Source organism: Pararhizobium sp. DWP3-4 (assembly GCF_049898205.1).
Taxonomy (GTDB): Bacteria; Pseudomonadota; Alphaproteobacteria; order Rhizobiales; family Rhizobiaceae; genus Pararhizobium.
The window spans coordinates 795,409-817,305 of record NZ_JAFCXF010000002.1; the positions used below are offsets into that span (position 1 = coordinate 795,409).

The window sequence follows — 21,897 nt, forward strand, 5'->3', positions numbered from 1 at the left end:
TCTTTTTTGATGAAACTGCCCGCTTATATCCTTGAAACTGTGGATGGATTTCAGCCACAAAGCCTTTTCACAGCACCGTTTCACGCGTTTTGGCGCGTGATTTAAAAATCTGCAGTCAGCGCCTGGCCTTCGAGCGGAAAGCATCGAGGGGGACGGGACGGTCGGGCAATTCGATTCTGAACAGCGTGCCCGGCGTCGGCTTTTCCACCAGCGCGATGGTGCCGCCATGGGCGAGCACCAGTTCGCGGGCGATGGCAAGCCCGAGACCCGTGCCGCCGGAACGGGCGGAGCCCCTGAAGGCCGCAAACAGGTTCTCGCGCGCCTTGGGCGGCATGCCGGGGCCGGTATCATCAACGGAGATACTGACGACGCTGCCGGTGCGCATCGCCGAAACGCTGATCAGGCGCGCAGCCCCGTTGTCGGCATGATCGTTCATCAGTGCCTGGACCGCGTTGCGGCAGATATTGTGGACGACGCGGAACAGTTGTTCACTATCGGCATCGACCTGCAGCCCGTCGGGGATCTGGATCTGGAACTCGATCCCGGCATTCGGGTCGATCGCCAGCATTTCGCCGACGTCGCTGACCAGCGGCCGAAGCTCGACGAACCGCCGATGCGGCTCCGGCTCGGTGGTGCGGCCATAGGATAGAACCTCGGTGGTATAACCGACGGCGCGGTCGATGGTGCGCAGCAGCGTCGGGGCGAAGCGCTTGACGATTGGATCGTCGACATCGGCCAGGCGGTCGGAGATCAGCTGCGCCGATGCCAGGATGTTGCGCATGTCGTGATTGATCTTGGACACGGCAAGCCCGAGATCGGCCAGGTTCTTCTGCTGCTTCAGCGTCTTCTGCAGCTGTTGCTGCATGGCCGACAGATGCTGTCCGGCGATGGAGAGTTCGTCCCGGCCGGGTGCCGGTTCCAGCACGCGGGCGGGATCGGACGGCTCGGCCGCGAATTCCTGCATATTGGTGGTCATCCGGCGGATCGGCGCGATCATCAGCCGGTTGATGGCAAGGAAGATCAGCGCGGCCGTAAACAGCGAAATGGCCAGCGACAGGAAGAAGACATTGCGTGAATAGACCAGCATCGCCTTGCGCAGGCTCGCGTCCGCCATCACCACTTCGATGATCGCATCGCTTTCACCGATCGGGCCATAGATACGAATGATCTTGTCACCACCGAACAGCAGCGTGTCGAAGGCATCGCAGATGGCGGAGATGGGGGTCATCGCGGCAACGTCATACTGCGCGTCGATTTCAGGCGGCATGTCCACCGCCGCGATCAGCCGCGATTCGTCCTTGCGCCGGAGAACGATGGCCTTGGTGCCGGTCGCCATCAGGGTTTCCTCCTGCAGCGGCCGCGACAGCTGCACGTCCTGCAGGCCATCGACCACCACGCCGGCGGCGGCCGCCGTATTCAGCCTGTCTTCCATCCAGCGGATACGCATATTGGCAACCGACGGCACAAAGATCAGCACTTCGGCCAGCATGACGAAGATGACGGTCAAAAACAGAAGCTTGCCGGACAGGCCGCGAAAAAACCCAGCGCGGGCCGGCTGCCTTTGAAAGGCCGTGGTTTCTGTCGTTTCTGCCGTCATGTCAAAAAATTCCATCGTCTCAGCCGAAACGTCTGAGCAAACGGATGATGGCCCGGACGAACGGCGTGCGTGTCAGGGGCGTATAATAGGCGATGACGGCGCGTTTTCCAATCTCGGTCATGGTCGGATAGGGCACGATGGCGTTGCGCACATGCGACAGGCCCTGGCCGTTGGAAATGATGACGGACCACATGGTGATCATCTCGGCCGCTCCGGACCCGGCGATGCCGACCCCGAGAATTTTTCCACGCCTGCCGGTGATGATCTTGATCAGGCCTGCCGTGCTATTTTCCGCTTGCGCACGATCGTTGTCCGCATAGGGCCAGCGAAGGACCTCGGCCTTGCCATAGCGGGCACGCGCCTCCTCTTCCCCAAGGCCGACAGAGGCGATTTCCGGATCGGTAAAGGTGGCACGCGGAACGATATCTTGGTTTTCACGCGCTGGCAGCCGGAACAGGATTTCGCGCAGCACCAGCGAAGCATGATAATTGGCCGCATGGGTGAATTTCAACCCGCCCGCCGCATCGCCAATCGCGTAGACCCGGCGGTTTTGCGTGCGCAGGCTGCCATCGACAGCGATGCCGGTTTCCGTCACGGCAATGCCTGCGGCCTCAAGTCCCAGCCCGGACGTATTGCCTTTTTTGCCGGTCGCAACCAGCAGGGCGCTGCCATCGATGCTGACCGGTCCAGCCTGCGTTTCGCAGTGCAGGCGTTGGCCTGTCGCCGTCTTCTCGACAGACAGAACCCGGCTGTGTTCGAACACAGCGATACCTTCGCCACGCAGCTGGTCGAGGACGATGCCCGACAACTCGGGATCCTCCTTGGCCAGCGCCCTGCCCGCGTCAACGACCGTTACCTTCGCCCCCAGCCGCCGGTGCGCCTGTGCCATCTCCAATCCGACCGGTCCCGCGCCCATGATCAGCAAATGCTGTGGAAGGCTCTTGAGGTCGAACAGGGTTTCGTTGGTGAGATAATCGATATCGGCAAGCCCGGGGATCGGCGGAATGACCGTCGAGGATCCCGTGGCGATGACGAAACGGCGGGCGCGGATGGTCAAGCCGCCGGCGGTCACCGTGTCAGGATCGGTAAACCGGGCATCGGCGCGGATGACCGTCACCCCCATGGCGGTGAAGCGCTCGGCCGAATCGTTCGGCGCAATCGCATCGATCACCGAGCGGACATGCGCCTGCACCTTTTCGAAATCGATCACCGGTTCACCGGCGTTCACCCCGAATTCGGCCGCCTTGCGCACCGCATGGGCGTGCTTTGCTGCGGCGATCAGCGCCTTGGAAGGCACGCAGCCGATGTTCAGGCACTCGCCGCCCATCCGCCCACGCTCGATCAGCACGACCGGCACGCCGAAGGCGGCAGCACCTGCCGCGACCGAAAGGCCGGCGGAGCCTGCGCCAATGACGCAGATATCGGGGGAAAGAACCGTTGCCACGCCCTCAGTCTTGTCCACGATCACCCGCCGCCTGCCGTTTTTCGCGAGCAAATTGCACGAGAAGCGGCAACGCGGCAATGACGGCGAGCGCCATGAAGGCAAAGGTCAGCTTTGGCGTCAGGAAATCGGACAGCTGCAGCGACCTGCCGTGTTCGGCCGCATCGCCGATGGCCTCCTCGAAGCCGCAGCCAAGCCATGTATAAACGAATGTGCCCGGAATGATGCCGACCACGGTGGCCAACGCAAAGGTCCGCAGGCTGACGGCGAAGAAGGCGGGCGCGATGTTGACGATGAAAAAGGGAAACATCGGCGCAAGCCGCAGCACCAGCAAGTAACTGAAGGCATTGCGGCTGAAGCCGGCCGAAAACCGCTTGAGAAACGGCCCGGCCCGCCGCCGGAGAATATCGCCGAACACCGTGCGTGCCCCGGCAAACAACAGACAGGAACCGATAGTGGCGGCAATGACGACGATGACGCCGCCGGTCAGCCAGCCGAACAGGAAGCCGGCAAAGATCGTCAGCACCGAAGCCGCCGGAACCGATAGCGCCACGACGGCCGCATAGACGACAAAAAACAGCGACGCAGCCCGCAGCGGATGCTGCGCGACCATATCCAGCAGCATCTCGCGCTGATCCGCCAGCCAGCCGAGCGTCACGTAGCGGTGCCACCCCAGCCCATAGGCAACGGCAAGGCCTGCTGCCAGCACGAGAAGCGGCGCCACGCGTAGCACCAGCGGCTGCCCTGCCGGTTCAGCCTCGCCTGCTGTGGTTTCCCGGCGGCCTTCCACTGTCAGCTGCTGCCTCTCGCGCTCGTTGTGTTCCATTGCCCAGCATTAGAAGGAAAGCACTGCTCGAACCAATAACGAATGATCGCGATCAAAAACGTCGCCGTGATCGAAACGCAAAAATCCCGCGGCGATACTGGATCGCCGCGGGATTGCCGTTCAAGTCCGTTCCTCGTCAAAGGATCAGAATTCTTCCCAATTGTCCTTCGACACTGCAGCACTGGCCGAACCACCGCCAAAGGCGCGGGCGACAGTGCCCATCATCTTGCGGGCAGGCGAAGCGACCGGCCGGGTATTGTCACGCACCGGGGCAGCAACCACGCGTAACGGCGCGCTGTCATCCAGCTTGAAGTGCGAGATCAGCCGCGCCAGGCTGTCGGCCTCGGCCGAAAGCTTGTGGGTGGCGGCATTGGCTTCTTCCACCATCGCAGCGTTCTGCTGGGTCACCTGGTCCATCTGGTTGACGGCGGTGCTGACTTCGCCAAGACCGGTCGACTGTTCGCGGGCAGCTGTGGCGATCGAATGGATGTGATCGTTGATGCTCAAAACCCGGGTCTCGATCTGGCCGAGAACCTGACCGGTCTCCTGCACCAGCTTGACGCCGGTTGCGACTTCCGCACCGGATTTGGCGATAAGACCCTTGATGTCCTTGGCGGCACTGGCGGCACGCTGGGCAAGTTCACGGACTTCCTGGGCAACAACGGCAAAGCCCTTGCCTGCGTCCCCTGCACGTGCTGCTTCAACACCGGCGTTCAGCGCCAGAAGGTTGGTCTGGAAGGCGATCTCGTCGATCACGTTGGTGATCTGGCCGATCTCGCTGGAGGCCTGCTCGATGCGGCCCATGGCATCGACGGCCTTGCGCACGACTTCGCCGGACTGGGCTGCACTCTGCTTGGCCTCGGTGACCATGACGGTCGCTTCCTGGGCGCGGTCGGTGGAGTTGCGCACGGCGGCGGTGATCTGTTCCAGCGCAGCAGACGTTTCTTCCAGCGCTGCGGCCTGCTGTTCGGTGCGCTTCGACAGGTCGTCGGCGGCCGAGCGTAGTTCCGTCGAGTTGCCGTTGATCGAGTCCGTCGTGGTGCGCACTTCGCGCAGGGTGTTCTGCAGGGTCGACAGCGAGTCGTTGACGTTCTGCTGCAGTTCGGCAAAGGCGCCCTGAAAATTGCCGCGCATATTCTGCGTCAGATCGCCGCCCGAGAGGCTGGCGATAACCCGGCGGGTCTCGTTGACGCCGCTGTTCACACCATCGACAAGCTCATTGAGGCTGGCAGCGAAGCGATTGAGGTCGGCATTGCCGTAGTCCTTGCTGATCCGCTGGGTAAAGTCGCCCGCAGCTGCTGCCGTTACGACGACGGCAATGCTGGACTGCAGATCGGCACTCTTTTCACGCAGCGCGCTTTCCTGGGCGTTCAGTTCGCGCACGGCCAGACCGTTGCGCTTGAACACCTCGACGGCACCGGCCATCTCGCCGATTTCGTCCTTGCGTCCGGCAAAAGGCACGTTGGCATTCAAGTCGCCATCGGCAAGCTGCTTCATCGCGCCCGTCAGTTGCAGGATCGGCTGGCTGAGCTGCTTGGTGCCGATATAGAAAGCCGTCCCCGCACCCATGACCAGACCGAAGCCTGCCGTCAAAAGTACCATGAGGATCATCCGGCTTTCGATCGCATTGACCTCGTTCTGGATCGTATCCAGCGCCGCGCGGTCGGTCTCGACGATCGCATCGATCTCGGCCTGGAAGGCCTTGCGGTTGGCGCGGTTGAGATCGTTGTTGCCTTGCTCGTTGGCAGCCTGCGGCGAGACTTCCTGGCTAAGGCGGGCTGTTTCCGAGCGGAACGTACGGAATTCGGCTGCGCGTTTGACAACAGCTTCGAAGGCAGGGATTTCCTCGGCAGGAACGAGCGGCTTCCACTCCGTGAACAGGGCATCGATCTTGTTGAGGTTCTTCACCAAGCCTTCAGCGAAGGGCTTTGATTTTTCCACTGTCGGCGCTGCGTAAATCCCACGCGCTTCCATGACGACGGCCGTGACAAGCCGGTTCAGATGCTCGCCGTTGAAGGCGCGATCCGAGGCGTTGTCGAACTGGACCAGCCTTGTATTGTATTGTGTAATGACGGTCAGTGCCATGCCCGTCACAGCCAGTGCGATCAGGCTCATCACGCCGACGATGAGATAGATCTTGCCTCGAATTTTCATGTACGTCTCTCCCTGGGACCGGCAGCAGGCGGTAAAAAGCACAGCTTGCAGGCACTTGCATCCAGATCGACACTAGGATGGGATGGTTAACGAAGCCTCATATAAGACTTAACAATTCTACTGGTCTCCTCTTAGGGCTTTGTTTAGTCAAATACATTATTATGTGCTAAATTTCAATCTTAAGTTGAAAACTACAATCCGCGCATAGCGGTGCGGCCGACGCTTTAAAAGCGGGAAAATTGCCTCAACCCCAGCTTTTCAGCCCCGGCAATTGACTTTCGCGGCCCTTTGCTCTTATAAGCCGCCCACGTCCGGACAAGTCCCCTTGCCCTGTGCAACGCCGTGTCCGGAACGTAACGCTCCCTTGCTAAGAAGCAAACCCAAGAAGGGCCGCACACCGCGGTATTAAAATAAATGACGAAGCGTACCTATCAACCGTCTAAGCTTGTTCGCAAGCGCCGTCACGGCTTCCGTGCACGTATCGCCACAAAGGGTGGCCGCAAGGTTATCGTTGCCCGCCGGGCACGTGGCCGTAAGCGTCTGTCGGCTTAAGGCCGTCTGGCGCGTGCCGCGTCTTCGCGCACTAATCTTCGCGAAACCTGCAAGCGCGGCTTCATGGCGCCGGAGCATCCTGCAAACGTCCGTCTGGACGATGGATGCTCCTGCTCCCGGAAGGAGCGCGGGCGAATGACATCACCCAAGCCTAAATCAACTGCCGGGCGGCTGAAAAGCCGGCCGCAGTTTCTTGCCGTGCGCAAGGGAGAGCAACGGAAGGGTACGTTGTTTCTTCTGGAAGTTCTTGATCGCAACGAGCCTGACACCGCGCCCCGCGTCGGTTTCACCGTCACCAAGAAGCATGGCAATGCCGTCGAACGCAACCGGATGCGCCGGCGCCTGAAGGAAGCGGTGCGACTTTCCGCCGGATTTGCAATGAAGCCCGGACTTGACTATGTGATTGTCGCCAGACGCGACCTTTTGAACGCGCCCTTCGAGCGGATCGGCAAGACCCTCTGCGAGCGGATCGAAAGCAAGCAAAAATATTCACGGCCACCGGCCGGCTCCAGGAAAGAATGATGGAAAAAAACCGCAACTACTTCGTGGCGATCGGGCTATCGGTGCTCATCCTGATTGCCTGGCAATTTCTCTATGTGAATCCGAAGATAGAGAAAGAACGGATTGCGGCGGAAGCCCATCAGAAGATCACTCAGCAGAACCAGCCGGCTGTCACGCCGGCCGTTCCCGGCCAGGCCCAGCCGGCCCAGGGTGCTGTCCCCGGCGCAGTTGAAACCCGTGACCAGGCGATCGCCAAATCGGCCCGTGTTTCCATCGACACGGCTGCGGTCAGCGGCTCGATCAATCTGACCGGCGCACGCTTCGACGACCTGAAGCTCAAGGAATACCACGAGACCGTCGACGACAAGAGCCCGCTGATCACCCTGTTCAGCCCCTCCGACACGCCGGACGGCTACTTTACCGAACTCGGCTTTATCGGCAACGAGGCATCCGGCACCGTTCCAGGCCCGGCGACCGTCTGGACGGTCAAAAGCGGCGACAAGCTGACGACGGCGACACCTGTTGTTTTGACCTTCACCAACGAGAAGGGCGTGGTTTTCACCCGCACCATCTCGATCGACGAGCATTTCATGTTCCAGATCGTAGACTCGATCACCAACGGCAGCGGCGCGCCGGTATCGCTCTCCACCTATGGCCGCGTCACCCGCTTCAACAAGCCGACCACCCCGAGCGTCTACGTTCTGCATGAAGGCTTTATCGGCGTCATCGGCGAGCATGGTCTCAACGAAGTTGCCTATAGCAAGGTGGAAAACGACGTTCCGGCCAAGCATGAGAAGGCAACGACCGGCTGGCTCGGCATCACCGACAAGTACTGGGCCGCAACCATCGTGCCGCCGCAGAACCTGGCCTACGAATCCAAGTACGAACACTTCACCGATGGCCGTCCGCGCTTCCAGGCTGATTACAAGCAGGATGCCGTGACGATCGCGCCCGGCCAGTCCACCGACCTCAAGACCCTGGTCTTTGCCGGTGCCAAGCAGGTTCCGCTGGTTGACGGTTACGAGAAGTCCTACTCGATCCCGCAGTTCGACCTTTTGATCGACTGGGGCTGGTTCTACTTCATCACCAAGCCGATGTTCAAACTGATGGACTTCTTCTTCCGTTATTTCGGAAACTTCGGCGTTGCGATCCTTCTGACCACCATCGTCGTCAAGCTGCTGTTCTTCCCGCTCGCCAGCAAGCAATACGCTTCCATGGCGAACATGAAGAAGGTTCAGCCGAAGATGGAGGAACTGAAGAAGAAACACGGCGACGACCGTATGGCGCTGCAGCAGGGCATGATGGCCCTCTACAAGGAAGAAAAGATCAACCCGATCGCCGGCTGCTGGCCGATCCTGTTGCAGATTCCGGTGTTCTTCGCGCTCTACAAGGTGATCTACGTCACCATCGAAATGCGCCATGCGCCGTTCTTCGGCTGGATCCAGGACCTTTCCGCACCGGACCCGACCTCACTGTTCAACCTGTTCGGCCTGCTGCCCTACGCCGTGCCGCACGCGCTGATGATCGGCGTCTGGCCGTTGATCATGGGCATCACCATGTTCCTGCAGATGCGCATGAACCCGACGCCGCCGGATCCGACACAGGCGATGCTGTTCACCTGGATGCCGCTGGTCTTCACCTTCATGCTGGCCAGCTTCCCGGCCGGTCTGGTCATCTACTGGGCCTGGAACAACACGCTGTCGATCACCCAGCAGGCGTTCATCATGAAACGCCACGGCGCCAAGGTCGAACTGATCGACAATCTCAAGGGATTGTTCACACGAAAACCGAAACCCGCCGAATAGGCCGGGACAAGGCGAAAACGACCAACCCCGGATCGGCTGATCCGGGGTTTTTTTCTGGCCGGAACACACCCTTGGCGCTTCGGCTGGTTCTGCGGCGGCTAGACCATCCGCTGCATTTCCTCCCCGAGCCATTTGCGGAATTTCCGGGTCATGCGGTTTTCATGGCGCTGGAAGACCACCCGGTAGTGGCCGAGATCCACCGGCCCGAAGCCCGGCAAAACCACCAGCCCGCCGGACCGGATTTCGCGCTCCGTCAAGAATGCCGGCGCAAGCACCATGCCCAGCCCCGCAGTCGCCGCGTGCAGGGCGGCATCGTCGGTGTCGAACACATGCTGGATCTGTATGGCGCTGCGCTCGAGGCCAAGCGTGCGGGTCCACAGCGCCCAGTCCCAATTGTCCACCGCACATTGCAGGGCTGGAACCTTGCCGAGATCACCGGTCTCCCCATAGCCGACCGCAGCCAGAAGCGCCGGCGATGCGACCGGGCGGCTCATATCGGCGGCAAGCCATTCCCCCTCCACAGGGTTCGTGCCGGCGCGATGATAGGAAATCGCCAGGTCGCCCGAACCGAGAGAGATGCTGGAACCGGTTTTCGTCTCGACACGGACACGGGCGGCGGGATTGAGCGTCTTGAACCGCTCCAGCGCCGGGATCAGCCAGCGAACGGCCAGCGAGATCGACACGCGGACGACAATTTCGTTCTGGTCGCGGCTGAGCGCTTCGGCCGATCGGTCGATTGCCGCGATCGCGGCGGCGGCATCGTCGTGAAAGCGGCGTCCGGCATCCGTCAACTCAAGGAAATTGTGGCTCCGCTTGAACAGCGCCACGCCCAGTTCGCCCTCCAGCTTCTTGAGCTGATGACTGACGGCGCTCGGCGTGACGCCGATTTCTCCGGCGGCTTGCACGATACTGAGATGACGCGCGGTCAGGACGAAAACCCGAACCGCGTTCAGCGAGACACTGCGCTTGTTCTGCATCGAGAATACTCATTCAGGGCTCAAAAATCGAATTTGCAATACGGTGCGCCGATTTGGCAAGAGTTTCGATTGAAACCATTGAAAGCTATGGCCTTGCGGAAAAGTCTGTTGAACTCGAATGCCGAAGCCATGATCTGGGTCGTGCTCGGCACGGCGTTATTTTCCTTGATCTTTGCATCCGGCAAGTTTGGCGGAGACAGCATGTCCGTGCTGCAGATCCAGTTCCTCCGGTACATCAGCGGCTTCGCGACACTGCTTTGCGTGGTTGCCTGCAAACGGGACAGCTTGCGCGTCTATCGTAGCTCCCGGCCGGTTTCACATGCCATGCGCGCCGCGTTCGGTGTCTCCGGCGGTTTTGCGCTGATCTATTCCTCGGCGGCGATGCCGATTGTCGATGCGACGGCGCTTGGCCTTCTCTATGTGGTTTTCATCATTCCGCTCGCCGTTCTCGTGCTGAAGGAAACCGTGACGAAGCAGCATATGCTCGGCATTACCCTCAGTTTCGCCGGCGCCGGTTTCATCATGATCTCGCGCGGCGCCTTCACCCAGTTCGAGCCCGCCTATCTCGTGCCTGCGGGCATTGCCGTTCTCGGTGCCGCCCTGCTGGCCATCGAGGGCCTGATGATCCGGGTCCTGTCGCACGCCGACCGGCCGCTGACGGTGCTGCTCTATGTCAACGGCTTCGGCATCCTGTTTCTGGCTCTGCCCGCCATCCTGACGTGGAAGGAAGCGTCCCTCTCCGCCATGGCCCCGTTTCTGCTGCTCGGTCCCATCGCGGTGGCGGCGCAATATTGCGTCGTGCGCGGCTACCGGCTGGCCTCGCTGGCGATCGTCGGACCGGTCGATTATGCGTGGCTGGTCTTTGCCGCAGTCATCGGCTTCCTGTTTTTCAACGAAATACCAACCACCGGCGTGCTGGCAGGCGCGGCCATCATCGCCATCGGCGGCGTGGTGCTTGCCGTGATCAAACCCGAGCCGGAAACCGCCCGCACCGAGGATAGATAGCAGCGCACACATGCGCAGAATATTTGCGACAGCGCCCCGTCGCGGATATGCGCGCATGTCGGTTCGCCTGCTCCTACACTTGACCACCGCAACCGGATTCCCGCCATGTCGCAGCCCCTGCAGCAATCCGCAAGCACCGGCCAACCCACTGCCACCCATGGCGCGGCGCTGGTGCTCGGGTCCGCCATCGTCTGGAGTTTTGGCGGCACGCTGGCGCGCTTTCTGTCGATCGAAGATGGCTGGACGATCGTGTTCTGGCGTTCGCTGTTCGCCGCCGTCTTCCTCATCTTCTTCATGCTATTGCGCGACGGGCCGCGCGGCACCGTCACGCTGTTTCGCCACATGGGTCTGCCGGGCATTGCGGTCGGCCTGTGTTTTGCCATCGCCTCGACCTCGTTCATCCTGGCGCTCGCCTATACCACCGTCGCCAACATCGTGCTGATCCAGGCCGGCGTGCCGCTGATTGCCGCGCTGATCGGCTGGATTGTCTTTCGCGAACGCGTCTCGCTTCTCACCTGGCTTGCCATCGCCGCCGTGATCGGCGGCGTTGCCATCATGGTGTCGGATTCCGTCGGCGGGACGGTCTCGCCGGTTGGCGATGCGCTGGCCGTCCTGATCGCCTTCGTCTTCGCACTCGCCACCGTCATCACCCGCCGCTACGCGCATGTGCGCATGACGCCCGCCGCCTGCTTCGGCACCCTCGTTGCCGGCACGGTCGCAGCCATCATGACATCGGGCCTCAGCGTCACTTTGCCGGAACTCGGCATTCTCGCGACGTTCGGCGCTCTCAACTTCGGCCTCGGCCTGGCATTCTTCGTCACCGGCGCCCGGCTTATCCCGTCAGCACTCGCAGCCCTTCTCGGCACCGCCGAGACGATCCTTGCGCCACTTTGGGTCGCCCTGATCCATGGCGAAATCCCCAGCCTCAACACAATCCTCGGCGGAACGGTGGTGCTGGTTGCCTTGCTCACCTACCTCAGCGTCGAGATGTGGCGCCAAAGACGGGCGATTGGTTGAGCCAAAACCTCGAAAATCGCAAGTTTTCTTGACATGACGGAGCAAAACATCGAAGTCCTCTCCTGAAGCCAAGGACAGGACCGCCATGACAGACGTTAAGCCGCAGGACGACAAGCCCCTTTTCGGGCGGCCATGGGTATTCATCCGCGGCGTGCCGTCGATGAAGTTCCTGCCGCCGGAAGGTCCGCTGGAGATCGCCTTTGCCGGCCGCTCCAATGTCGGCAAGTCGTCGCTGATCAACGGGCTGGTCGGCCAGAAGGGTTTGGCACGGACGTCGAACACGCCGGGCCGTACCCAGGAGCTCAACTATTTCGTGCCCGACGGCTATTCCGGCCAGCCCGGCGACCTGCCGCCGATGGCGCTGGTCGATATGCCGGGCTACGGCTATGCACAGGCGCCGAAGGAACATGTCGACGCCTGGACCAAGCTGGTCTTCGACTATCTGCGCGGCCGCTCGACGCTGAAGCGCGTTTACGTGCTGATCGACAGCCGTCACGGCATCAAGAAGAACGACGATGATGTGCTCGACCTGCTCGACAAGGCAGCCGTATCCTATCAGGTCATCCTCACCAAGACCGACAAGATCAAGGATCCGGCGGTTCCCCGGCTGATTTCCGAGACGCTGGAAAAGATCAAGAAACGGCCTGCGGCCTTTCCGGAAGTCCTTGCGACATCGTCCGAAAAGGGCCTTGGCATCGAAGAACTGCGCGCCGCCATCCGGGTCGCCATCTCGACCTGACGCGCGTCTCTGCAGATCCTCCTTGCAAGCACGCCGCCGAACAATCGGCCACACCTTTTTGCGCGGCGTGCTTTAATTGCGGCTGTCACACTACCTAGATATGACATGTGCTCTATGTTCACGCACGGGGCGGCCTTGCGGGCACCTCCAATGCGTTGAGCGTTCAAGGAGAAAACGACATGTCCGATCTGATTGTTGTGGGTTTTGACAGCACCGAAGAAGCCGACAAGGTGCTTCTGAAGCTGAACACGCTGAAGAAGGAATACCTGATCGACCTCGAGGATGCCGTCGTCGTCGTGCGCGACGAAACTGGCAAGGTCCACTTGAAGCAAAGCCTGAACCTGACGGCCATCGGTGCAACGTCGGGACTTCTCAGCGGCTCGCTTTGGGGTGGCCTGGTCGGCCTGTTGTTCCTCAATCCGCTTGCGGGCTTTGCCATTGGCGGCGCAATCGGTGCCGGCACCGGCGCGCTGTCGGGCTCGCTTGCCGATTACGGCATCGATGACGATTTCATCAAGTCGCTCGGTGAAACCATTCCCAACAATTCTTCGGCCCTCTTCGTGCTGGTGCGCAAGGTACAGCCGGAAAAGGTTCTGGCCGAGTTTTCCGGCCTGCGCGGCAAGGTGCTGAAGACCTCACTGTCGCCCGATCAGGAAGCAAAACTGCAGGCAGCGCTTTCCGGTGCACAGCCGGCATCGCCGACGGCGGGCACCTTCTAAGAACGATCAGGCTAAGAACGATCAGGCAGCCGATGCGGGCAAAAACGTCATTGCCATCCCGTTGATGCAATGGCGCATGCCGGTCGGCTGCGGACCATCGTCGAAGATATGGCCGAGATGGCCGCCGCACCGGCTGCAATGACATTCGGTGCGGGTCATGAACAGTGACGTATCCTCGCGCTTGCCCACCGCATTCGGCAACGAGTCCCAGAAGCTTGGCCAGCCCGTGCCGCTGTCATATTTGGTTTCCGAGGAATAGACCGGCAGATCGCAGCCGGCGCAATGGAATGTGCCCTTGCGCTTCTCGGTGTTCAGCGCGCTGGTGAATGGCCGCTCCGTGTCCTCATGGCGCAGGATCTGGTACTGCTCGGCAGTAAGGATGGCCTTCCATTCCGCATCGGTTTTCGTCACTTCGAACGTTTCGGCCGCGATGGCTTCAGGTGTGGTCCCGCGAAACGCCGCAGCCGCGGCAAGGGCAACTCCGGAAAGAAGAAAGAAGCGCCGGCTTGTCATGATACTCTCCCGTCTGCCGAATGGCGTCGGCAACGCCTGAAAGCTAGTGCGGCGGCCGCCCAACCGCAAAACAAATGCCGATCAATCCCGCGTGAGCAACAGCTTGTATACGAACCAAAAAGGCCACCGGTGAGTGAAAAACCGGTGGCCTTGCGGCCGGAGAGGATTTGATCCCCGGCCCGGAGCCGAAAATGCGCTTAGGATGCATCCGGCCCCCAAACCACAAAGGCGTGGATCAGGACTTCGGCAGCAGAACCTTGTCGATCACATGGATGACACCGTTGGACTGCTTGACGTCGGCAATGGTTACGGTGGCAACGCCGCCGGTTTCATCGGTCAGGGTGATCTTGCCGCCGTCGGATTTTGCCTTGAGCACACAACCGCCAACCGTCTTCACATCATGGGTGCCGCCATCGTCCGCTACCATCTTGGAGATGGCGTCAGACAGTGCATTGGCAGCCACGACATGGCATGTCAGCACCTTGGTCAGCATGTCCTTGCTTTCAGGCTTCAGCAGCGTATCGACCGTGCCGGCCGGCAGGGCTGCGAACGATTCGTTGGTCGGTGCGAAAACCGTGAACGGGCCTTTTCCCTGAAGCGTTTCGACGAGCCCGGCAGCCTTGACGGCGGCGACCAGCGTCGTGTGATCCTTGGAATTGACGGCATTTTCGACGATGTTCTTGTTTTCATACATCGGCGCGCCGCCGACCATCGGATTTTCCGCATGAGCGGCAAATGCGCCGGCGGCCAGTATCGAAGCGACGGTAACCGTGCGCAGCATGGACTTGAACATTTCTATTCCTTCCTGTTGATCTCTCGGACCCGCGAGCGGGCCTCTCCCGATTTTTTTGAAACTCGTGTTCTCTGCGCAGAGGACAACACAAGGAACGGAAAGGGGTTCGAAAGAGTTTCAGGAAAATTCGCGTTTCTCTAAATATTTGATTTTCTATGGTTTTATGACAAGCCCGGTCGATACAGGCAAAAAAATGCTGCGCTTTTTCGAGCCCAGCAACTGGCCTGCTGACAAAGTCATTTTCTGACCAATTTGCAGGTCACTTGGAAAATTATGCGATCATCAAATCTTCCGTCATTCCTGTGCTCGTCACAGGAATCCAGCCAGCTCAAGTCCTTGAGCTGAAAGAGTCTTTTGACCCGACAGACGTCGGGTCGCTGGATCCCCGCCACAAGGGCGAGGATGACGGAGAGTGGCGTTGCCAATCTCCCCAGACAATCTCATTCAGGGTTTGTCGGTATTAGGTAAGACAAAACTTACAATGAACAGTGAAGGTTATGGCAGCCGTGTCTTGCCAACGGCAACCACCGGCCCGGTTGCCGTACCGGTCGGCGAACCGCCGAAGGGTTCGACGCTGACGGCGAGCGTGACGCCTTCGCCGAACTTCGAGCGGAGTTCCGGCGGGATGATGATCTCGCCCTCGCCCGTCTGCGGCAGGATGCCCAGCGACTTGGCCGGATTGTCACCCTCGATTAGCCACAGTTCCAGCGACTTGGCTTCCGCCTGCTTTGCCGCCACCGGGGTGATTTTCAGCGCGCCGTTGGCGGCATCGTATTGCGCCAGGAGATTGATCGTCGTGCTGGCGTCGCCGGTCAGTTCGGCCACCAGCGGCCTCGTCTGGCTCGCGGGCGTCAGGATACCGGTTGCGAAGGTCGCAACGGTGACAAGACCCGCCACCGATGCCAGCGTCAGCACACGCCACAGCGCCAGCGAATTCCACACCCCGCCTGCGGCAACGACCGGCTTGGCCTGCTCGGCAAACAACCGGCGCTCGACGGCAACCAGCACCTGTGGTGGCGGCGCGATCGGCTCGTAGGCATCGTCGAAGGAGGTGAGATTGCTCTGCCAGTGATTGACCATGGCCGCGAAGGCGCCATCGAGAACGATGCGTGCCTCGACCTTGCGGCGATCGTCGGCAGACAGAACACCCAGCACATACTCGCCCGCAATCACCTGGTCGCGGCGGGAATCTCCGCTTTCGGGGTTCTGTGTGGTCATCGCTCCATGCACTCTCTGAGTTTCAACAGGCTGCGGCGCAGCCATGTTCGCATCGTGTTCAGCGGCGTGCCGAAAAGTTCGGCCAGTTCCTGGTAGCTCAGCCCCTCGACATAGGCCTTGCGCACGGCATCGGCGCGGTCTGCCTCGAGTTCACTCATGCAATTGTCGATCCGGCGGCCCTCCGCCGTATTGATGGCGGTTTTTTCCGGGTCCGGCGCAGAATCCGCCAGATCATAGGCGTCGTCAATCGTGTTTGCTACCGGCTTTCTCGCCCGAAGATGATCGATCGCATGATTGCGCGCGATCGCCGAAAGCCAGGACATCGGATTGGTGTCGCCGCTGGCATAACGGTCGGCCCGCTGCCATATCTTGATGTAGATTTCCTGCAACGCTTCTTCCGCTTCCGTCCGGTCTCGCAAGATACGCACGCAAATGGCAAAAAGTTTCGGGCTGGTCTGGCGGTAGAGAGCGGAAAACGCCGCGCGGTCCCTGAGCGAAACCCGGCCGATCAGCGTTGAGATGTCGTCTGTGGTCATCGATAATCCGGTCCTCGTCCGTCAGCGGCGAAACATAGAGCACAAGCCTGGGGATAAAAAGGGGAGCTGCACGAGATTAACCGGTTGCTGTGACCGATGTCACACCGGCTTTATCTTTGCCAAGGATCATTCCCTCCGCCGGAAACTTGCGCTAAACAGCACCCGGCTAATTTCGAGGTATTTCCATGTCCGCATCCGAAAGCGAAATCCAGGCAAATCTTCTCGCCAAGGCACTGCCCTATATGCAGCGCTACGAGAACAAGACGATCGTCGTCAAATATGGCGGCCACGCCATGGGCAATGCCGAGCTTGGCAAGGCTTTTGCGGCCGATATCGCGCTTTTGAAACAGTCCGGCGTCAATCCGATCGTCGTGCACGGCGGCGGCCCGCAGATCGGCGCGATGCTGACCAAGATGGGCATCGAATCGAAATTCGAAGGCGGCCTGCGCGTCACCGACCAGAAGACCGTCGAGATCGTCGAAATGGTGCTGGCCGGTTCGATCAACAAGGAAATCGTCGCACTGATCAACCAGACCGGCGAATGGGCGATCGGCCTTTGCGGCAAGGACGGCAACATGGTCTTCGCCCAGAAGGCTCGCAAGACCGTCATCGATCCCGACAGCAATATCGAACGCGTGCTCGATCTCGGCTTCGTCGGCGAGGTGACGGAAGTCGACCGCACCTTGCTCGATCTTCTCGCCAAATCGGAAATGATCCCGGTCATCGCCCCGGTCGCCCCCGGCCGCGACGGCGCCACCTACAACATCAATGCCGACACTTTTGCCGGCGCCATCGCCGGGGCGCTCAATGCCACCCGCCTGCTGTTCCTGACCGATGTTCCCGGCGTCCTCGACAAGAAGGGCGAACTGATCAAGGAACTCTCGGTCGCCGAAGCCCATGCGCTGATCAAGGACGGCACGATTTCCGGCGGCATGATCCCCAAGGTCGAAACCTGCATCGAAGCCCTTTCCCGCGGCGTCGAAGGCGTCGTCATTCTGAACGGCAAGACGGCGCACTCGGTGCTCTTGGAGATCTTCACGGAACACGGTGCGGGAACGCTGATCGTTCCGTAAAGGTTCAAGCCTGGGTTTTGATGGTCGCTTCTGCAGCGCTTTTCTTTGGTGAGGCGCGTCTTGCAGGCAGCGACATCGACTCTTCCTCGGCGTCCTGTGGAGCTCCCCAGAAGGTCTCCAATGTGGGGCCGTTGGATGTATGCCGTCTGCGAAATAGGAACTCTGCGATCTCGTGGAACCAAACGCGCCGCCCCATCTGTGCGTACCAGCGCATGGAATGACGTTGCTCAGGGTCACGATGCTGAAGCGTGCGCCATAGCGCTTTCGGGCGTGCTTGAATCGCGACCTCGATCAGCTTGACGCAAGCGATCAACACCAGAGGATGCAGATATCGCATTTTGAGAACTTGGTGTTTGTAGTCCCACTTGCGGATATCCGTTTCGATGACTTTGCGCTCGCGCGCGACCCGAAAAAACGGGGTCCAGCGATGAGGCGTTACGTATAGCGCCTGTATCTGATCGGGATCGTAGGACAGCAACTGGCGAAAGCCGCGCCACAGATCCTTCAGCTTTTCCTCCTCAAAACCCACAACCCATGTAGCCATCGACAAAATTCCGTGCTGCCGCAAGAGACGTATCGCCTCACGATCGGTCGCTGTGCCGCCGCCTTTCTTGATCAATGTCAGTGTTGCCTCATCGGTGTTCTCCATTCCAATCAGCCAACGAACGACACCTGCTTTGCGATAAAGATGCAAAATATCGGCATCGCGAACGATGTCGTCCGCCCGCGTCGATCCGACGAACAGGACCGGCACATTTTCCGCGATCATCGCATCGAGAAAATCCTTCCACGCGCGCCGCGAGGATGTCGGGTTTTCATCTGCGAGGTTGATGAGTTCGACACCCTCTTCTCGATAGAGCCGCGCGATTTCACGGGCAAACAAGACAGGGTCGCGATGCCGCCAGCGTGTCCAAAAACCCCGTTGGCCGCAATAGCTGCACAGATGCGGGCAACCCCGAGAAAATTGCATGACGACGGCGCGCTTGCCGCCCCAATAACTGTAGCGCCGGTGATCGATGAGTTCCCAACCTGTGCGATACCCATCCAGATTTGCAATAGCCTGTGCGGGCGGCGTATCGATGGAATCCCCATGTACGTTCCGGAACGCGATACCCTTGACGCCTTCAAGGCTTTCACCTTTCTCAAGCGCTTGCACCAGCCTGACAATTGTATCCTCACCCTCGCCGCGTACGATCACGTCGAAGGCGCTCGTACCACCAAGAATGTCGCGCCAGTGATAGGTCGGAAAGACGCCGCCGTAGACAATAAAAATACGGGCATCTCTCAGCTTGATCCGCTCTGCGAGCGCGAGCGCAGTCGGATGCGCGGAGGTAGAGCCAGAATGACCGATCATCACCATGTCTGGCGCGGCATCGAAAACCGCGCCAGCAATGCTCTCAAGAGACATCGGGCCGAATTCGGCATCTATCAGAGTGACGTCATGGCCAGCGTCGATCAGCGGTCCACCGACAGACAGCAGGCCCAATGGAGGAAGATGATCGTCAGGTATGCGGCTGCCGATAGCGGTGTGCGGTGGGTTAACGAGGACAATTTTCATTCTGTGCACGTTACACATCTGGTGACTGACGCAGCAAGCACAGATTGCAAGCTCGTCAATAGACTTTCCCGGCCTCACCTTTCAGCCACGCGATCATCGCCCGGTAAGGCCCCGGTCCATAGCTGATCCGCGCGACGCCAAGTCCGGCCAGCGTCTTCTTATCCATGCCCGGCTGCATCATGATGTTGACGGGCAGCGACACCGCCTCGCAAACCCGTCCGATCAGGTCCGGGTTCGACAATCCCGGCACGAAGAAACCGCTGGCGCCGGCCTGCGCATACGCTGCCGCCCGCTCGATCGCCTCGTCCACCAGCGGCGCATGCCGGACGGGGTCGGAGAGTTTGAGGAAAAGGTCGGTACGGGCATTGATGAAGAAGGGAATGCCCTTTTCGTCCGCCTTGGTCCGGATCGCCTTGATCCGCGCGGCCTGGGCCTCGATCGTATGCAGCCCGCTTGCGCCGACCACCTGATCCTCGAAATTGATGCCGACGGCGCCGGTATCGATGACATGACCGACATTCTGCGCAGTCGCTTCAGGGTCTTCGGCATAGCCGCCCTCGAAATCGATCGACACCGGCAGAACGGTCGCCGCCACAATCGAGCGGGCGATATCGACGAGGTGCAGCATCGGGATTTGCTGGCCGTCGCCATAGCCGTTGGCATCGGCCACCGACCAGCTGCCGGTTGCCAGCGCCTTGGCGCCGGACGCAGCCACAGCTTTGGCGGTACCTGCATCCCAGATATTGTAGAGCACCACCGGATCGCCCTTGCGATGCAGTTCCCTGAACGCCTTTGCCTTGTCCGTCTGGGTCATCGTCTTTCCTCCAAAAACAATTGACCCCTGTCATCGCACAACTGCGACGACCTGCGCCAGAGCCAAGGGACGGCTCACGTCCACATCAAAAGCAGCAGGATACCCGCGACGATCAGCAGGCATCCTGCGGTTTCCATCCGGTTGATGCGCTCCCGGAACAGGAAGATCGAGGCCATGAAGGTAAACACCAGCTCGATCTGCCCGAGCGCCCGCACATAGGCCACCTGCTGCAAAGTCATCGCCGTGAACCAGCAGGCCGATCCCATGACGCCCGCCAGCCCGACAAGCGACGAGGACCGCCAGGACCGCGCCACGCGGCCGATTTCGCTTTTGTCCTTGATCACCATCCAGACCAGCATGAACACCGTCTGGAACGTCGTGACGCAGGCCAGCGTCACGGCGGCCTGCATCACCGCGTTCGGCCCGTTGAGCGACAACGATGCCGAGCGATAGGCGACGGCGGAAATGCCGAACACCGCCCCGGAGGCAATGCCGATCAATGCCGTCCGCCCGGTCAGCGCCACCAGAAGATTGCGCCAGGACAGCGGCATCCGCGCCACGGAAATCATCATCACGCCGGCGACACCGACGATGATCGCCGCGATCGCGCCCGGCGTCAGCCGCTCGCCCAGAAGGATCAGCCCGAAGATCGCCGCCTGCACCGGCTCCGTCTTCGAATAGGCGGTGCCGACTGCAAAGTTGCGCAGCGAGAACAGATAGACCAGCAGGATCGTCGCAAAGATCTGCGCGAGCCCGCCAAGCACCGCCCAGAAGACGAAGCTGCCGTTCAGCTGCGGAAAGGCATAGTCCGCAAGATAATGCAGACCGAGGACATAGGCGATCGCCAGCGGAAAGCCGAAGCCGAACCGCACGAAGCTGGCACCCGTCGTTCCGAGTGACCCCTGCAGGTGTTTTTGCAGCGCCGAACGCAGGTTCTGCAAAAACGCGGCGGCGATTGTGATGACGATCCAAGCTTCCATCCCTGCCCGCTAGCACGCCGTTATCGCAGAATCCATATCCACGCGCAGCAGAGCGCGGTTGCCGCCTTTCGGTCGCAGCAAGGCGCGCCCGGTTTCATCCAGCGAGCTCCTGCCTCACGCACGGATATCGGGAAACGATTGACTGTATCGGGACCGCGGGCCGGACAGGTTTTTGGAACTGGCAAGCCCAACCGGCCGACGCGGCCGTGCAGGAGGAAATGGTCTTCATCGTTCGGGCCGACTGATCGGACAGGCGGTTCAGGCCGACTTTTCCCGGGCCTCCGGCGGTACCGCAGTCTGGCGGAATGTCAGCGGCGGCGCCTCTTCCTCGGTCTTCTTCACGCGCTGGTCGTAATCCGGCGAAACGGTGCCCAGCACCCGGTCCCAGAAGGAGAAATAGTTGCCGTAATTGTAGCGGAAGCCCGAATGGTGCTGGTCATGGAATGTGGTGCACAGCATCGGCGAGGGATAGCGCGCCGTCGAGGAGGCGAAATACTCGAACCCGCAATGGCCGAACATGCCGTTGAAATGCTCGAACACCCTTTGCCCGATCAGGATCGCCGGCGGAAACGGCACGACGAAGACGATGACGGCGGTAAAACCCTGCAGCAGGAAATTATCGAGCACATCTTCCGAATAGGTGCTCCAGACCGTCGGTGCGAGGCTTTTGTGGTGCAGCGCATGCAGCGGATAAAGCCACTTGGTGTGCAGCAGCCGGTGCATGAAATAAAACCAGGTATCGTAGAGGAACATGATCAGCAGAAACAGCGGCAGGGCCGTCCACCAGCTGAAATCCCAGGGCGTCAGCGCCCAGCCCTTCTCCTGTACGTAGAGGCCTATGGTCAGCGGCAGGCAGGCGCTGAACATCGAGGCCAGGCTCTGGCGGATTTCCGCGTTGCGCCGCTTGCCGGAGCCGCGGCCCTTTTGAATTTTCCGCTCCGGGTTGCGATCGTTGACGAAGGTCACGGCAAAACCGAAGGCAAAATATGTAACGACGGATGCCGCATAGAAGCCAAGCAGAAACAGACTGTAGAAGAGTTCGTCCGACATCGCCATTACAGCTCCTGGGTTCAAACCAC

Annotated in this window: 21 protein-coding genes; 8 read left to right on the forward strand and 13 right to left on the reverse strand. The window is 60.5% G+C overall.

What is annotated here, in order from left to right:
* Nucleotides 1–115: 115 nt before the first annotated feature.
* The 4 genes from ACP7E6_RS09130 to ACP7E6_RS09145 form a co-directional block, all read right to left on the reverse strand.
* The gene (locus ACP7E6_RS09130; RefSeq protein ID WP_426229461.1) at nucleotides 116–1,597 is read right to left on the reverse strand and encodes a sensor histidine kinase; all 1,482 of its coding nucleotides are present in this window, start codon (nucleotides 1,595–1,597) and stop codon (nucleotides 116–118) included.
* Between the two features lie 19 nt (nucleotides 1,598–1,616).
* The gene (locus ACP7E6_RS09135) at nucleotides 1,617–3,041 is read right to left on the reverse strand and encodes a dihydrolipoyl dehydrogenase family protein (RefSeq protein WP_426229462.1); all 1,425 of its coding nucleotides are present in this window, start codon (nucleotides 3,039–3,041) and stop codon (nucleotides 1,617–1,619) included.
* 4 nt (nucleotides 3,042–3,045) lie between these two features.
* Nucleotides 3,046–3,864, reverse strand: coding sequence for a TVP38/TMEM64 family protein (locus tag ACP7E6_RS09140; RefSeq protein ID WP_426229380.1), 819 nt, complete (start codon nucleotides 3,862–3,864; stop codon nucleotides 3,046–3,048).
* 144 nt (nucleotides 3,865–4,008) lie between these two features.
* The gene (locus tag ACP7E6_RS09145; RefSeq protein ID WP_426229381.1) at nucleotides 4,009–6,018 is read right to left on the reverse strand and encodes a methyl-accepting chemotaxis protein; all 2,010 of its coding nucleotides are present in this window, start codon (nucleotides 6,016–6,018) and stop codon (nucleotides 4,009–4,011) included.
* A gap of 414 nt (nucleotides 6,019–6,432) precedes the next feature.
* On the opposite strand from ACP7E6_RS09145, the gene rpmH reads away from it, so the two are divergent.
* The 3 genes from rpmH (at nucleotide 6,433) to yidC (ending at nucleotide 8,876) form a co-directional block, all read left to right on the forward strand.
* Nucleotides 6,433–6,570: a 50S ribosomal protein L34 gene (gene rpmH / locus ACP7E6_RS09150; protein WP_037104763.1), complete on the forward strand. Its 138-nt coding sequence runs from the start codon at nucleotides 6,433–6,435 to the stop codon at nucleotides 6,568–6,570.
* Between the two features lie 135 nt (nucleotides 6,571–6,705).
* Entirely contained in the window at nucleotides 6,706–7,092 is a 387-nt protein-coding gene (gene rnpA / locus ACP7E6_RS09155) for a ribonuclease P protein component (protein ID WP_426229382.1), read from the forward strand.
* On the forward strand, nucleotides 7,092–8,876 hold the full coding sequence (yidC, locus tag ACP7E6_RS09160) for a membrane protein insertase YidC (RefSeq protein ID WP_426229383.1): 1,785 nt from the start codon (nucleotides 7,092–7,094) through the stop codon (nucleotides 8,874–8,876). The genes rnpA and yidC overlap by 1 nt, the downstream gene beginning before the upstream one ends.
* A 98-nt stretch (nucleotides 8,877–8,974) precedes the next feature.
* Here the strand turns inward: yidC and ACP7E6_RS09165 are convergent, their stop codons facing one another.
* Entirely contained in the window at nucleotides 8,975–9,853 is an 879-nt protein-coding gene (locus ACP7E6_RS09165) for a LysR substrate-binding domain-containing protein (RefSeq protein WP_426229384.1), read from the reverse strand.
* Nucleotides 9,854–9,961: 108 nt separating this feature from the next.
* Between ACP7E6_RS09165 and ACP7E6_RS09170 the strand changes: the two genes are divergently transcribed.
* From ACP7E6_RS09170 to ACP7E6_RS09185, 4 genes are all read left to right on the forward strand, one after another.
* Nucleotides 9,962–10,858 (forward strand): DMT family transporter, encoded by an 897-nt coding sequence (locus ACP7E6_RS09170; RefSeq protein ID WP_426229385.1) that lies wholly within the window; start codon nucleotides 9,962–9,964, stop codon nucleotides 10,856–10,858.
* A 105-nt stretch (nucleotides 10,859–10,963) separates the two neighbouring features.
* Complete coding sequence (locus tag ACP7E6_RS09175) at nucleotides 10,964–11,875, forward strand: DMT family transporter (protein WP_426229386.1); 912 nt, start codon at nucleotides 10,964–10,966, stop codon at nucleotides 11,873–11,875.
* Nucleotides 11,876–11,960: 85 nt separating this feature from the next.
* Nucleotides 11,961–12,614 (forward strand): ribosome biogenesis GTP-binding protein YihA/YsxC, encoded by a 654-nt coding sequence (gene yihA, locus ACP7E6_RS09180; protein WP_426229387.1) that lies wholly within the window; start codon nucleotides 11,961–11,963, stop codon nucleotides 12,612–12,614.
* A gap of 179 nt (nucleotides 12,615–12,793) precedes the next feature.
* Nucleotides 12,794–13,333, forward strand: a complete 540-nt coding sequence (locus ACP7E6_RS09185) for a DUF1269 domain-containing protein (RefSeq protein ID WP_426124077.1) — start codon at nucleotides 12,794–12,796, stop codon at nucleotides 13,331–13,333.
* Nucleotides 13,334–13,354: 21 nt separating this feature from the next.
* Here ACP7E6_RS09185 and msrB read toward each other — a convergent pair whose 3' ends face one another.
* The 4 genes from msrB to ACP7E6_RS09205 all read right to left on the reverse strand — a co-directional run bounded on the left by msrB (nucleotide 13,355) and on the right by ACP7E6_RS09205 (nucleotide 16,393).
* A complete protein-coding gene (gene msrB / locus ACP7E6_RS09190) occupies nucleotides 13,355–13,846 on the reverse strand; it encodes a peptide-methionine (R)-S-oxide reductase MsrB (protein WP_426229388.1) in 492 nt (163 codons plus the stop codon).
* 235 nt (nucleotides 13,847–14,081) lie between these two features.
* Complete coding sequence (locus tag ACP7E6_RS09195) at nucleotides 14,082–14,639, reverse strand: fasciclin domain-containing protein (protein ID WP_426229389.1); 558 nt, start codon at nucleotides 14,637–14,639, stop codon at nucleotides 14,082–14,084.
* 495 nt (nucleotides 14,640–15,134) lie between these two features.
* Nucleotides 15,135–15,857 (reverse strand): anti-sigma factor, encoded by a 723-nt coding sequence (locus tag ACP7E6_RS09200; RefSeq protein ID WP_426229390.1) that lies wholly within the window; start codon nucleotides 15,855–15,857, stop codon nucleotides 15,135–15,137.
* On the reverse strand, nucleotides 15,854–16,393 hold the full coding sequence (locus tag ACP7E6_RS09205) for a sigma-70 family RNA polymerase sigma factor (RefSeq protein ID WP_426229392.1): 540 nt from the start codon (nucleotides 16,391–16,393) through the stop codon (nucleotides 15,854–15,856). Before ACP7E6_RS09205 ends, ACP7E6_RS09200 begins: the two co-directional genes overlap by 4 nt.
* 185 nt (nucleotides 16,394–16,578) lie before the next feature.
* Here ACP7E6_RS09205 and argB point away from each other — a divergent pair, with 185 nt between their 5' ends.
* Nucleotides 16,579–17,466 carry an acetylglutamate kinase gene (gene argB, locus ACP7E6_RS09210; RefSeq protein WP_426124084.1) on the forward strand — a complete coding sequence of 296 codons (888 nt, stop codon included), beginning with the start codon at nucleotides 16,579–16,581 and terminating at the stop codon, nucleotides 17,464–17,466.
* A gap of 4 nt (nucleotides 17,467–17,470) precedes the next feature.
* On the opposite strand, the gene bchE is transcribed toward argB, so the two are convergent.
* From bchE to ACP7E6_RS09230, 4 genes are all read right to left on the reverse strand, one after another.
* Nucleotides 17,471–19,024, reverse strand: coding sequence for a magnesium-protoporphyrin IX monomethyl ester anaerobic oxidative cyclase (gene bchE / locus ACP7E6_RS09215; RefSeq protein ID WP_426229393.1), 1,554 nt, complete (start codon nucleotides 19,022–19,024; stop codon nucleotides 17,471–17,473).
* A gap of 55 nt (nucleotides 19,025–19,079) precedes the next feature.
* On the reverse strand, nucleotides 19,080–19,838 hold the full coding sequence (locus ACP7E6_RS09220; protein WP_426229395.1) for an isocitrate lyase/PEP mutase family protein: 759 nt from the start codon (nucleotides 19,836–19,838) through the stop codon (nucleotides 19,080–19,082).
* A gap of 74 nt (nucleotides 19,839–19,912) precedes the next feature.
* The gene (locus ACP7E6_RS09225) at nucleotides 19,913–20,818 is read right to left on the reverse strand and encodes an EamA family transporter (RefSeq protein WP_426229396.1); all 906 of its coding nucleotides are present in this window, start codon (nucleotides 20,816–20,818) and stop codon (nucleotides 19,913–19,915) included.
* 258 nt (nucleotides 20,819–21,076) lie between these two features.
* Nucleotides 21,077–21,868 (reverse strand): sterol desaturase family protein, encoded by a 792-nt coding sequence (locus ACP7E6_RS09230; RefSeq protein ID WP_426229397.1) that lies wholly within the window; start codon nucleotides 21,866–21,868, stop codon nucleotides 21,077–21,079.
* Nucleotides 21,869–21,897 lie beyond the last annotated feature (29 nt).